Origin of the sequence: Streptomyces sp. NPDC001750 (assembly GCF_042892615.1) — a bacterium.
GTDB lineage: Bacteria > Actinomycetota > Actinomycetes > Streptomycetales > Streptomycetaceae > Streptomyces.
In genome coordinates this window covers 17,880-30,216 of record NZ_JBIAUE010000001.1, presented here as the reverse complement: position 1 = coordinate 30,216, position 12,337 = coordinate 17,880, and the positions used below count along the sequence as shown (strand labels likewise).

Annotated in this window: 11 protein-coding genes and 1 pseudogene; 6 read left to right on the top strand and 6 right to left on the bottom strand. The window is 73.1% G+C overall.

Translation table 11 applies throughout. The annotated features are described in order from the left end of the window. Positions 1-122: 122 nt before the first annotated feature. Positions 123-851: a class F sortase gene (locus ACFYY6_RS00150; RefSeq protein ID WP_351518319.1), complete on the bottom strand. Its 729-nt coding sequence runs from the start codon at positions 849-851 to the stop codon at positions 123-125. A gap of 135 nt (positions 852-986) precedes the next feature. Here ACFYY6_RS00150 and ACFYY6_RS00145 point away from each other — a divergent pair, with 135 nt between their 5' ends. Then, positions 987-2,039, top strand: coding sequence for a hypothetical protein (locus tag ACFYY6_RS00145; RefSeq protein WP_389191007.1), 1,053 nt, complete (start codon positions 987-989; stop codon positions 2,037-2,039). A gap of 848 nt (positions 2,040-2,887) precedes the next feature. Here the strand turns inward: ACFYY6_RS00145 and ACFYY6_RS00140 are convergent. Further along, entirely contained in the window at positions 2,888-3,757 is an 870-nt protein-coding gene (locus ACFYY6_RS00140; protein WP_386607090.1) for a tetratricopeptide repeat protein, read from the bottom strand. Positions 3,758-3,773: 16 nt separating this feature from the next. Beyond that, a complete protein-coding gene (locus ACFYY6_RS00135; protein ID WP_386607089.1) occupies positions 3,774-4,841 on the bottom strand; it encodes a GNAT family N-acetyltransferase in 1,068 nt (355 codons plus the stop codon). A 117-nt stretch (positions 4,842-4,958) separates the two neighbouring features. Here ACFYY6_RS00135 and fdxA point away from each other — a divergent pair, with 117 nt between their 5' ends. Together fdxA and dapC are read left to right on the top strand one after the other, a co-directional pair. Further along, on the top strand, positions 4,959-5,279 hold the full coding sequence (gene fdxA, locus ACFYY6_RS00130) for a ferredoxin (RefSeq protein ID WP_018956287.1): 321 nt from the start codon (positions 4,959-4,961) through the stop codon (positions 5,277-5,279). A gap of 131 nt (positions 5,280-5,410) precedes the next feature. After that, positions 5,411-6,538 (top strand): succinyldiaminopimelate transaminase, encoded by a 1,128-nt coding sequence (gene dapC / locus ACFYY6_RS00125; protein WP_351525822.1) that lies wholly within the window; start codon positions 5,411-5,413, stop codon positions 6,536-6,538. Positions 6,539-6,731: 193 nt separating this feature from the next. Here the strand turns inward: dapC and ACFYY6_RS00120 are convergent, their stop codons facing one another. Continuing rightward, positions 6,732-7,130: an ATP-binding protein gene (locus ACFYY6_RS00120; protein WP_351524057.1), complete on the bottom strand. Its 399-nt coding sequence runs from the start codon at positions 7,128-7,130 to the stop codon at positions 6,732-6,734. 287 nt (positions 7,131-7,417) lie between these two features. Continuing rightward, positions 7,418-8,395: a hypothetical protein gene (locus ACFYY6_RS00115; protein WP_351524059.1), complete on the bottom strand. Its 978-nt coding sequence runs from the start codon at positions 8,393-8,395 to the stop codon at positions 7,418-7,420. A gap of 295 nt (positions 8,396-8,690) precedes the next feature. Between ACFYY6_RS00115 and dapE the strand changes: the two genes are divergently transcribed. Further along, positions 8,691-9,770, top strand: coding sequence for a succinyl-diaminopimelate desuccinylase (gene dapE, locus ACFYY6_RS00110; RefSeq protein WP_351524061.1), 1,080 nt, complete (start codon positions 8,691-8,693; stop codon positions 9,768-9,770). A gap of 107 nt (positions 9,771-9,877) precedes the next feature. After that, on the top strand, positions 9,878-10,627 hold the full coding sequence (locus ACFYY6_RS00105) for a TIGR00730 family Rossman fold protein (RefSeq protein ID WP_351524063.1): 750 nt from the start codon (positions 9,878-9,880) through the stop codon (positions 10,625-10,627). A 112-nt stretch (positions 10,628-10,739) separates the two neighbouring features. On the opposite strand, the gene folP is transcribed toward ACFYY6_RS00105, so the two are convergent. Then, positions 10,740-11,612 (bottom strand): dihydropteroate synthase, encoded by an 873-nt coding sequence (gene folP, locus ACFYY6_RS00100; RefSeq protein WP_389191003.1) that lies wholly within the window; start codon positions 11,610-11,612, stop codon positions 10,740-10,742. 221 nt (positions 11,613-11,833) lie between these two features. On the opposite strand from folP, the pseudogene ACFYY6_RS00095 reads away from it, so the two are divergent. Beyond that, positions 11,834-12,247, top strand: a pseudogene (locus tag ACFYY6_RS00095) (DivIVA domain-containing protein); the annotation flags it as partial. Between the last annotated feature and the right edge of the window lie 90 nt (positions 12,248-12,337).

Sequence of the window (12,337 nt, the reverse complement as noted above, 5' to 3'; positions counted from 1 at the left end):
AGACGATGTGATGTACGGCGGTGGCGGTCAACTGCCGCCGTACGCAAGGGCCCCGCCCGGTCCTCGTACGCCGTTCCGGGGTGTACGGGGCCGGGCGGGAGTCGTTGAGGGCCCGCGGGCCGTCAGCCCTTCTTGGACGAGTCGAGGTGGGCGAACACCACCACGTTCTCCTCGTAGTCCTTGGCCTTCTTGTTGTACGCGCCGCCGCAGGTGATCAGGCGGAGCTGGGCGGAGGGGGTGTCGCCGTAGACCCGGTCGTCCGGGAACTTCGCCTTCTTGAACGTCTCGACGGAGTCCACCTTGAACGTGGCCACGGACTTGTCGGCGCGGGTGATGTCGACCGTGGACCCCGGCTTGAGGAACCGGAGCTGGAGGAAGACGGCGGGTCCGGTCTTCGTGTCGACATGGCCCGCCACGATCGCGGTACCGCGCTCGCCGGGCGTGACGCCGTCCTTGAACCAGCCGACCAGGTTGCTGTCGTTCGGGGGCGGCGGGTTCAGTCGGCCGTCGGTGCCGAGGGCCAGTTCGGTGAACGGCGCGTTGACCGCGAGGGACGGGACGCGCAGCCGCGTCGGGACCGAGCGCAGCATGGCCGGGCCGTCGCCCTGGGGAGCGGGGAGCGGTGGGGCGTGCGAGCCGAGCACCTCCTCGGGCGGGGCCGGCATCGCGGGTGCCATGGCGGCGGCGGGAGGGGGCGGCACCTTGCCGTCGGCCACGTCACCGAAGGAGTTGTAGATCATGATCGCGCCGAGCCCGGCGGCCATGGCGGGCCACAGCAGGTGGTGGCGGCGTGATCGGGAGGCGTGGGCCTTGCGGCCGGGAGCGGAACCGGGTGGCTGCGGGGCGGCCATGCGAGTGCGCCTTTCGCTTGCGAGGAGCGGAGCGGAGGTGGGGAACGAGGTCGAGCGGAGGGGCGGAAACGAAGTCGTCGCGGCCGTCGCCCCGAGGGGTGACGGCCGCGACATCATGAGCGATCGATTGACGGGTTGCGGGCCGGTTCGTGGCCAACCCGGTCAGGCGACCGCGTCACCCGCCGACCGACGACGGCGCAGCTTGTACGCGCCGACGCCGAGGCCGCCGAGCAGCAGCGCCGAACCGGCGGCCAGGCTGCTGCCGGTCATCGCCGTCCCGCCGCCACCGGTGTTGACGCCACCGCGCGGACGACCCTCGTCGTCACCACGCCCGTAGTCGCCGTCGCCGCGACCGCCTTCGTCGCCACCACGGCCACCCTCGTCACCGCCTTCGTCGCCGCCGCGGCCACCTTCGTCGCCACCACGGCCACCCTCGTCACCGCCTTCGTCGCCGCCGCGACCGCCTTCGTCGCCGCCGCGACCGCCCCCGTCCTCGGTGGTCACCCGGGCCATGAAGCCGCCACCGGTGTCCATGCCACCGCGGGGCTTGCCGCCTTCGTCGCCGCCGCGACCGCCTTCGTCGCCTCCTCGGCCACCCTCGTCACCGCCTCGGCCACCCTCGTCGCCGCCGCGACCGCCTTCGTCGCCTCCTCGGCCACCCTCGTCACCGCCGCGACCGCCTTCGTCGCCTCCTCGGCCACCTTCGTCGCCGCCGCGACCGCCTTCGTCACCGCCGCGACCGCCCCCGTCCTCGGTGGTCACCCGGGCCATGAAGCCGCCACCGGTGTTCATGCCGCCCTTCGGACGGCCCTCGTCGTCGCCGCGTCCGTTGTCGTCGCCTCCTCGACCACCCTCGTCACCACCGCGGTCGCCGTAGTCGTCACCTCCACGACCACCGCCGTCGCCGTTGTCGTCGCCGCCGCGACCGCCGCGGTCGCCGCCGCGACCGCCATGGTCGGAGCCGTTTCCTCCGTGCTCGTCGCCGCGCGAGGACGAGGAGCCGGGCGCCTGTGCCGTGTCCCCCGCCGTGGTCACGGCGTAGGCGGAGGGACCGGTGATGGCGAAGGCCGCCGTGACAGCGGCCGTAGCGAACAGTGTGCGGGCAGAGCGCATCTGAACACATTCCTTCCAGTCGCGACTGCGAAGAGTGACGGGGTGTCGACTCGGTGTGGAGCAGTGGCGACGTGATCCACCGTCAGCCCGAATGCGGTCGCGCGCCATCGGGGAGCGCCGCATTCGAGCGACGCCATGGGCTCATCGAGTGGCGAAGCGCCGATATTCACCCGTTGGACCGCATACAGCGCGTCGAGAGGTTTGAGGGGCGGCCTTCCACCCGTTTGCCGAGGTCCGGTGAGTTCCGCCGGTGGTCGCGGCCGTGTCGGATGACCCGGTGCCCGGTGTCGACTCCGTGGTCGGTGGCGGCTGTTGGGGACTTTTCGTCGGCTTGGTGGTCGGCCGCCGGGGCCCGGGGTGCGGCGGTGTTCCGGTGGGTTGCGCCGTGAGGCTCGTTCGTGGTTCCACCTGGCGGCGTACGCGACCGGTGAGGCGCGCCGGAGCCGGTTTGCTTGTCTTCCGTCGCCTCTGCGCGGTCGAGCTCCTCCGTGAACGAGGGCAGCGGGTCCACGCCGGCCCGGGGCCCCTCTTGGAACGTTGAATTCCGTTTGGGTTGAGTTAGGTATACCTAAGTAACTCACCCTCGGAGGTGGATCATGTCCGCTGCCTTCCAGGCGCCCTCGGCGCCGTCCCGGCGCACCGCCCTGCGCGGCATCGGTGCCGGCGCCTTCGCGCCGGCCGGGGCGGGCGCCCTCGGCGCCTGCTCCTCCCGCGAGGTCACGGCCGGCAAGACGGGCGCCGCCAAGGCCGGTTTCACCCTCACCGACCAGCGCGGCCCCGCCCCGCTCCGCCCCGGCGCGCCTCCGGAGCCCGGGGCGAGCGGTGAGGCGGGCGGGTCAGCGTGCAGGGCGGCGTGCGGTCCGACCACCTGGTCGGGGGAGGCGCGGGAGAGGGCGGTACGGCGGGCGCGGGCGAAACAGCCCTCAGTTCAGCAACGCCCGTGCCGCCCGCGCCCGTTGGCGGATCGCCTCGGCCGCCTCGGGCTCGACCCCGGCGACCACGTCCGCGTACTCCTCCATCTCCGCCGCTCCGCGCAGGAACTGCCCGCTCTGCACGAGCAGTTGCGCGCGCTCGTACCGCAGCCGGGCCGGATGCGAGGGCAGCAGCAGGGAGAGGTCCACCGCCCACAGCGCCGCGTCCGTGTGCTCCGGGCGGGCCGCCGCCCAGGCCCTGATGTTGTTCAGGATCCGCAGCACGATCTCCAGCGGCCGGGCCGGGGCCAGCATCGACTCCTCCAACGGCGCCCCCGTCGTCCCGGCCACCAGAAGCTCCGCGTCCTGGCCGGTCAGTGGACGGCCGCCCTCGAAGGGGTCGGCCAGTACGTGCTGCGACGGATCGCCGAACCCGACCACGAAGTGACCCGGCAGCGCCACTCCGTACACCGGGCCGCCCGCCCGCCGGGCCACCTCGATCCACACCACCGACAGCAGGATCGGCAGCCCGCGCCGCCGTCGCAGCACCTCGTGGAGCAGCGACGACTCCAGCCGCCGGTAGTCCGTCGGCGAGCCCGCGAAACCGCACCGCTCGCCGAGCAGTTCCGCCAGCGCCAAGGCCCATGCCCTGGCGTCCCGCAGTCCGTACGGAAGCCGTCCCGCCAGCTCGTCCAGCTGGATCTGCGCCATGTCGATCCCGGTCGCGTCCAGGGCGGGGTCGGCCACGGCGGCCAGCAGCAGGCAGAGTTCGGCCAGGTCCGGCCGTTCGGCGCGCGCCTCGGCGGCGAACCGCCGGAACAGCTCGTCCCGCCGGTCCGGGTCGTCGGGCCGCCCGTACGGACCGGGCCGGTGAGCGTTCATCGGACTCCTCGCCCCGTCATGCCGACCGGAAGTGGTGATACCGATGGTGCACCGCGAACCCCATGCCGTCGTACAGCGCCCGGGCGGCCTCGTTGTCCGACTCCACCTGGAGCCACGCCGCCGAGGCGCCCTCGTCCAGCGCCCGGCGGGCCAGTGCGGTCATCACGGCGGTGGCGAGCCCCCGGCGCCGGTGCGCGGGGTCCACCTCCACGGCCATGAACCCGGCCCACCGCCCGTCCACCACGCACCGCCCGATCGCCGCAGGAGCTCCGGCTGCCCCGGCTGCCCTCCCGGCCCCGGCTTCGGTACCTTCGCCCGCCTCATCGCCCGTGTCGTGGGCCGGTACGGACGCGAACCACACCGAGGGGCCGCCGCGCAGCACCTCCAGGACATGCGGTCCCGGGCGTCCCGGGGTCTCGAAGCGCTGGTAGCGGGAGAGCCACGCCTCGTCGAGGACCCGGCTCAGCCGCACCCCCGTCACGTCCGCGTCCAGATCGGCGACCGGCGCCAGCGCGCCGACCCGTACCTCCGTCGTGACCTCGCGCCGCCAGCCGCGCTCCTCCAGGGCCGCGCCGAGCCGTTCCTGGGTGCCCTCGGCACCAGTCGCGACCTGGACGTACGCGGGCAGTCCGCGCTCGCCGTACCACCGCTCGACGTACCGGAGAGCCTCGTCGAGCGGAACGCCGGGATCGCCGAGCGGCAGCACGGAGTTGGCCCGCCGGGTGAACCCTTGCGCGGCCCGCAGCCGCCAGTCGCCCAGGGCCTCGCTCTCCACCGGGGGCCAGGCCCGGGCACAGACCCGAGCCAGTTCCTCGAAGGAGGCCGCGGGGACACCGCGCCGCCGTGCCGGGGCGGCGGGGACGACCTTGCCCGCGACGAGATCCGATTCCGCGATGCGGACGGACTCACCGTTCTTCGTTGTGATCGACAGCACACCATGTTCCCATGATGTGAGAACACCTACCGTGTCCGTGAACTTCGGGCCCTGCGCCCCCTGGGCCGAAGTGCGCCGGACTGATACCCGTTTGCCCACGTCAATCGGCGCAATTCGGACTTCGAGTCGTCCGCCGACGGTGAATTCCACAGCTCTGCCCGCCCCTCCTGTTCGGTTCGTGCCCGGGAACGGAGATACTAGGGGTGGGCATCGACGACGCCGCGCTCCCGCGCGAGAGCCAACGCCCTACCGAGGAGGAACGACAGCGTGACCTACGTCATCGCGCAGCCTTGTGTCGACGTGAAGGACAAGGCCTGCATCGAAGAGTGCCCCGTCGACTGCATCTACGAGGGCCAGCGGTCCTTGTACATCCACCCGGACGAATGTGTCGACTGCGGAGCCTGTGAGCCGGTGTGCCCGGTCGAGGCGATCTTCTACGAGGACGACACCCCGGAGGAGTGGAAGGACTACTACAAGGCGAACGTCGAGTTCTTCGACGACCTCGGGTCGCCGGGTGGTGCCTCCAAGCTGGGCCTGATCGAGCGCGACCACGCGTTCATCGCCGCGCTGCCGCCGCAGAACCAGTAATCGGCGGGCCGCACGTGCGTCGCCCGGTCCCGTACGGCTCGTCCCCGTACGGGACCGAGGTGTTTTCGCGCCCCGGCGGTCGCAGCGGTTCCCGTGGGCTTCAGCGGCCCCCGTACGAGAAAGCAGAGATCGTGTCCGCAGGCTCCTCCCGCACCCCCCGTTCCTCCCTCTCCTCCCGTCTCCCGGTCTTCCCCTGGGACAAGCTCGCGCCCTACAAGTCGACGGCCTCCGCGCACCCGGACGGCATCGTGGACCTGTCGGTCGGCACGCCCGTCGACCCGGTGCCCGAGCTGATCCGGCGAGCGCTCGTCGACGCCGCGGACAGCCCCGGCTATCCGACCGTGTGGGGGACCACCGAACTGCGTGATGCGATCACCGGCTGGGTGGGGCGGCGGCTCGGCGCGGTCGGGGTGACGCACGAGAACGTGCTGCCGGTCGTCGGTTCCAAGGAACTGGTGGCCTGGCTGCCCACCCAGCTCGGGCTCGGCGCGGGCGACAAGGTCGCCTACCCGCGCCTGGCCTACCCGACGTACGAGGTGGGCGCCCGGCTATGCGGCGCCGAGCCCGTCGCCTACGACGACCCCGCGGAGCTGGATCCGGCCGGGCTGAGGCTGCTCTGGCTGAACTCGCCGTCCAACCCGACCGGCCGCGTCCTGGCCAAGGACGAGCTGACCCGGATCGTCGCGTGGGCGCGCGAGCACGACGTCCTGGTCTTCAGCGACGAGTGCTACCTGGAACTGGGCTGGGAGGCCGAGCCCGTCTCCGTGCTGCACCCGGACGTGTGCGGCGGTACGTACGAGGGCGTCGTCGCCGTCCACTCGCTCTCCAAGCGCTCCAACCTGGCCGGGTACCGCGCGGCGTTCGTCGCGGGCGACGCGTCCGTGCTCGGCGAGCTGCTGCTGATCCGCAAGCACGGCGGAATGATGACCCCGGCCCCCGTCCAGGCGGCGGAGGCCGTGGCCCTCGGCGACGACGAGCACGTCACCGAGCAGCGCGCCCGGTACGCGGAGCGGCGCGCCGCCCTGCGCACCGCGCTGGAGGCCCACGGCTTCCGTATCGAGCACAGCGAAGCGAGCCTCTACCTGTGGGCGACGCGCGACGAACCCTGCTGGGACACCGTGGCGTACCTGGCGGAGCTCGGCATCCTGGTGGCGCCGGGTGACTTCTACGGACCGGCCGGCGACCGCTTCGTGCGGGTGGCGTTCACGGCGACGGACGAGCGGGTGGCCGCCGCGGTCAAGCGGCTGACCCACGGCTGACCCACGGCGGCGCCCGCGGCCGGGCCCGCCGGGCAGCCCGGCAGGGCCCGGGGCTCAGGGAGCGCGCGAGGGGCCGCGGGAGTCACGGCGTACGTGCACTCCCGCGGCCCCTCGCGTGTGAGGTGACGACGGACCGGATCGGTCGACGCGACTGGATCGGTCGACGGGACCGGATTCAGTCGACGCGGTCGAGTCAGCCGATCGGCAGGCCCGTGGCGGGCAGGCCGCCCTTGGTCGCGGCGCCCGCGGTGCCGCCGAGGACCTTGCCCGCGGTGCCCGCCGCACCACCGGCGGTCTTCTGCACGGTCGGGACGGTCTCGGAGCCCGCCTTGTCGACGGTCTTGCCCGCGGCCGGGAGGGTCGTGCCGACAATCTTGCCGCCGGTCCCGTTCGCGGCCTTGGTGCCCTGCTTCGACGCGCCGTCGACCGTCTTGCCGAGGCCGGAGCCGTCGACGGAGGTCAGGCCGCCGAGGTCCGGCGTCTGCGGGAGCGGCGCGGCACCCGCGGCTCCGGCCGCGCCGATCACGGGGGCGGCGCCCGCGGCGAGCAGCAGAGCGGCACGGGTGATCCGGCGGGTCAGGGGGAGGGACATGATGCTCCTTCGACGGAGTGAGGAATCTGTCTGTCCGTTGATCGGACGCAATGACAACCGTCATGGGGGCGGGAGAGGTTGCGGTGCGCCGGGGTAAAGAGTCGGTAACGCGCCACGGTCCCCATGCCGGTGAGACCCGGGTGGATCCCCTGTTCTCCGCCATGGTGACGTGTCGTCACTTCCCTTTGAGTGCAAGAGAATTCGGGGTGTCGCAGGCAACCGTGAGGGAGTGGGCGCGGGGTGCCGTCACGGGCCGGCCGGACGACACCTCCGGGGGACCACCCGTACTAGCGCGCGAGCTTTATCCGGACCCTCTCTGTGTTCGATTCCCTGCCGCCGTCCTTGTCGCCGTCGGAGCCCCTGTGCTCCGTCCGCCAGCCCGCCCCGGCCTTCCACACCCGGTCCGCGTACGTGACCTCGTCCAGGCCGAGTGACGCGGATTGCGCGACCGCCCAGTGCGCCAGCTCCCAGCCGCGCCGCGTCGCGTCGTCCTCCCCGGCGTCGGGGGCCGTTCGCACCGGCACCGCGATCGTGCTCGTCGACGGCGCACCGCCCGCGCCCGGCGTGTCCACCGCCGACGGCTGCGCCGAGGGCAGCACATCCTTGCCGAAGGCGCGTACCAGCTCCGTCCGCACCTTCGTGGCGTCGGAGGCCGTGGCCGTCGTCCGCGGCGGATTGCAGTTCAGCGTGGCCGGCGCACGGCCGGTCAGGGCCGCCGACAGCAGCGCGGCGTCCGGCTCGTGCTTCGCGTACGCCTGCGGGAAGCCGCTGCGCTGGACCCGCTGCGCGGCGACCGTCAGCGGCAGCCGCGAATAGCCGGGGACCTCGGCCAGGTGCCGGTAGAACTCGCCCGCGGAGTAGACCGGGTCCATGATCTGCTGCTCGGTGCCCCAGCCCTGCGAGGGCCGTTGCTGGAACAGCCCCAGCGAATCCCGGTCGCCGTGCTCGATGTTGCGCAGGGCGGACTCCTGCAACGCGGTCGCCAGCGCGATCGTCACCGCGCGCTCGGGCATGCCGCGCGAGGTGCCGACGGCGGAGATCGTCGCCGCGTTCGAAGCCTGCTCCGTGCTCAGCCGGTACGTGCGGCTCTCGCCGGTCGAGCCGTCGGTGGACTCCACGGTGCACCCTTGGGCGACCGTTCTGCCGGTGATGTACTGGATGAGCACGTAGCCGCCCAGGGCGGCGAGCACGACGAGAGCGGCCACGATACGGAAGAGACGGCCGAGGCCGGTGCGGCGGCGGGCTGGGGTGAGGGTCCGGGACACGGGGCCACCGTACTGGAGTACCCGTCCGGGACCGAGGGCCCCAGGGCTCGTTCGCCGAGCGGGCAGGAGGGACGCCGGGCCGACCCACCGGACAAGCGGGACGGCCCGAACAAGCAGGACAGGCAGGGCAGGAGGGGCAGGCCGGACAGGCCGAACGAGTGAGGCCGGCCGGACAGGAGGCCGCACGGGTAGGACAGGCCGAGCGGGATGGGCGGGCAGGACGGCCGAACGGGGCCCGCGGCCCGGACGGGAACAGGGCCGGGGAGGCCGGGCCGTGGTCGCTATGGTCGGTGGCATGACCGAAAGCACCCTTGACCTCACTCTGGACGGCCCCGCGCTGACCGCACGGCTCGTCGACTTCCCGTCGGTCAGCGGACAGGAGAAGGAACTCGCCGACGCCATCGAGGCGGCACTGCGCACGCTGCCGCACCTGACCGTCGACCGGCACGGCAACAACGTCGTGGCCCGGACGCACCTGGGCCGTGCCGAGCGGGTCGTGCTCGCCGGCCACATCGACACCGTGCCGATCGCCGACAACGTGCCGTCCCGGCTCGACCACGACGGCGTGCTCTGGGGCTGCGGCACCTCCGACATGAAGTCGGGCGTCGCCGTCCAGCTGAGGATCGCCGCGACCGTGCCCGAGCCCAACCGCGACCTCACGTTCGTCTTTTACGACAACGAGGAGGTCGCCGCGCACCTCAACGGTCTCGGACACGTCGCCGAGGCCCACCCCGACTGGCTGGCGGGCGACTTCGCGGTCCTCCTGGAGGGTTCCGATGCCGAGGTCGAGGGCGGCTGCCAGGGCACCCTGCGGGTCTTCCTGCGCACCGAGGGGGAGCGGTCCCACTCCGCGCGCAGCTGGATGGGGTCCAACGCCATCCACGCCGCCGCCCCGATCCTGGCCCGCCTCGCCGCGTACGAGCCGCGCCGCCCGGTCATCGACGGCCTCGAATACCACGAGGGCCTGAACGCGGTTCGGATCGAGGGCGGAGTCGCCAACAACGTCATCCCCGACGCCTGCACCGTCGTCGTCAACTACCGGTACGCCCCCGACCGCACCGCCGAGGAGGCGCTGGCCCACGTCCGCGAGGTCTTCGCGGACTGCGGCGTCGCCGAGTTCGTCGTCGACGACCACTCGGGCGCGGCCATGCCCGGCCTCTCCCACCCGGCGGCGAAGGCGTTCATGGCGGCGGTCGGCGGCACCGCCCGGCCCAAGTTCGGCTGGACCGACGTCTCCCGCTTCGGCTCCCTCGGCGTCCCTGCGGTGAACTACGGACCCGGCGACCCGCTCCTCGCCCACAAGCGCGACGAGCACGTGCGGACCGACCGGATCACCCACTGCGAGGAGCGGCTTCGCTCCTGGCTGACCGGCTGACCTCGGGGATTCGCCCGCGCGTAACCTCCGTGGATCTAGGCTGACCTGACAGAGACGGTCATCACGGACGGCGGATGGCTGTCGGCCGTCGTCGGAGGGAGCAGGTCATGGGCAACCCCGAAGAAGCGCACGTCCCCGAGGAGCAGCGGCTCGGGCCGGTACTGCGCCGCAGGGAACAGGTGCAGCCCGGCACCACGGACCAGCGGCTGCTGGACACCGAGGGCGACTCCGAGTGGGTGCACACCGACCCGTGGCGGGTGATGCGCATTCAGTCGGAGTTCGTCGAGGGCTTCGGCGCCCTCGCCGAGCTTCCGAGCGCCATCAGCGTCTTCGGCTCGGCCCGGACCCGGCCCGGCGGACCGGACTACGAGGCGGGTGTGCGGATCGGCCGGGCCCTGGTCGAGGCCGGCTTCGCGGTGATCACCGGCGGCGGCCCCGGGGCCATGGAGGCCGCGAACAAGGGCGCGCGGGAGGCCAAGGGCATCTCCGTCGGGCTCGGCATCGAGCTGCCCTTCGAGTCCGGCCTCAACCCGCACGTCGACATCGGGGTCAACTTCCGCTACTTCTTCGTCCGCAAGACGATGTTCGTGAAGTACGCGCAGGGCTTCGTCGTCCTGCCGGGCGGCCTCGGCACCCTCGACGAACTCTTCGAGGCGCTCACCCTCGTCCAGACCGGGAAGGTCACCCGCTTCCCGATCGTGCTGTTCGGCACCGCGTACTGGAGCGGGCTCGTGGACTGGCTGCGGGACACGGTGGTGGCGCAGGGCAAGGCGTCCGACCGGGATCTGCTGCTGTTCCACGTCACGGACGACGTGGACGAGGCCGTCGACCTGGTGACCAAGGAGGTCGGCAGGTAGGACGCGCCGGCGGGGCGCCCGGTGCCCGCCGGGCAGGTCGCATCCGCCGGGCAGGCCGCACGCGCCGGGCAGGTCGCCCCCGTCCGCCCCCGCGCACCCGGGAGCCGGTCCGTCAGGCCAGTCCCCGCCGCGCCACGGCGGGCTCCCGGTGTCCCGCGATCGACGCGACCATGTCCAGCACCTGCCGGGTCTCCGCCACCTCGTGCACCCGGTACACCCGCGCGCCCAGCCACGCCGACACGGCCGTCGTCGCCAGCGTCCCGATCACCCGCTCCTTGACCGGCCGGTCGAGCGTCTCGCCCACGAAGTCCTTGTTCGACAGCGAGACCAGGACCGGCCAGCCGGTCTCCGCCATCTCGCCGAGCCTGCGCGTCGCCTCCAGGGAGTGCCGGGTGTTCTTCCCGAAGTCGTGACCCGGGTCGATCATGATTCCGTCCGGCCGCACCCCGAGCCCCACCGCCCGCTCGGCCAGTCCCACCGTCACCCGCAGGATGTCCGCCATCACGTCGTCGTACGCGACCCGGTGCGGCCTGGTCCGGGGCTCGGCGCCGCCCGCGTGCGTGCACACCAGACCGGCGCCGTACCGCGCGGCGACCTCCGCGAGCCTCGGGTCGACGCCGCCCCACGCGTCGTTCAGCACGTCCGCGCCGGCCTCGCAGACGGCCTCGCCGACCTCGTGGCGCCAGGTGTCGACGCTGATCACCACGTCCGGGTGTCGGCGACGCACCTCCGCGACGAACCCGACCGTGCGGCGGGCCTCCTCCTCGGCCGTCACCTCCGCGCCGGGACCCGCCTTCACCCCGCCGATGTCGATGATCGCCGCCCCGTCCGCGACCGCCTGCTCGACCCGGGCCAGCGCGGGCTCGTCCCGGAACGTGGCGCCCTGGTCGTAGAAGGAGTCCGGAGTACGGTTCACGATCGCCATGATCACCGGCTCGTGCGCGTCGAACTCGCGCCGTCCCAGCCTGAGCGCACCGCTTCGCATCCCGCGTTTCTCCTCTGGTAGATCGCCCGTGGTCGCCTGCGACCCTAGTGCCCCTCACCCGGTAGGGGCCCGCCGGGCGAGGATGCGCCGGGCCGCCGGACGGGGACCGGCAGGGCCGTGCACGGGGGAGGCGCGGGCCCGCCGCACGGGGAAGTACGCGGCACCGGTTGTCGGTGGGGCGTGGCACGATCGGACGCGGACAGGTTTCCGCTCCCGGGGAGATGCGCGTGTTCTGGTTCTTGCTGCTGACGATGGTGGTGGTCGTGGCCACGGTGACCCTCGCGGTGGTCGGTGGCGGAAAGGACGCCGTCCTCCAGGACGTTGCTCCCGAGCGGCTGACGGACCCGCTGCCCGCGACGCGCCCCGTCGACCGCGCCGACGTCGAGGCGCTGCGGCTGCCGGTGGCCGTGCGGGGCTACCGCATGACGGACGTCGACGAGGCGCTCGACCGGCTGGGTGCCGAGCTCGCCGAGCGGGACGAGCGGATCGCGGAGCTGGAGTCGGCGCTGGTCAGCGCGCAGGCGGCCGCGGCTTCCGGCACCGGTCCCCTCGAACGGCCGGAGGCAGGTGCGCATCCGGTGCCGGAGCGGCCGGAGGACGTGACGAGGCAGCCGCCGGAGCGGCCCGAGGACCGTTCCGAGCCGCCGTGGGAGACCTCGCGGCAGGACACCGGGCCCGAGGGGGACCCGGAGCAGGACCCCTGGCGCGACCCCCGCGAGCACGAC

Bases quoted from the DNA above. Each gene is read 5' to 3' on its own strand.
- ACFYY6_RS00150 (WP_351518319.1), bottom strand. From the start codon at position 851: ATGGCCGCCCCGCAGCCACCCGGTTCCGCTCCCGGCCGCAAGGCCCAC.
- ACFYY6_RS00140 (WP_386607090.1), bottom strand. From the start codon at position 3,757: ATGAACGCTCACCGGCCCGGTCCGTACGGGCGGCCCGACGACCCGGAC.
- ACFYY6_RS00120 (WP_351524057.1), bottom strand. From the start codon at position 7,130: ATGTCCCTCCCCCTGACCCGCCGGATCACCCGTGCCGCTCTGCTGCTC.
- dapE (WP_351524061.1), top strand. From the start codon at position 8,691: ATGACCGAAAGCACCCTTGACCTCACTCTGGACGGCCCCGCGCTGACC.
- ACFYY6_RS00105 (WP_351524063.1), top strand. From the start codon at position 9,878: ATGGGCAACCCCGAAGAAGCGCACGTCCCCGAGGAGCAGCGGCTCGGG.
- folP (WP_389191003.1), bottom strand. From the start codon at position 11,612: ATGCGAAGCGGTGCGCTCAGGCTGGGACGGCGCGAGTTCGACGCGCAC.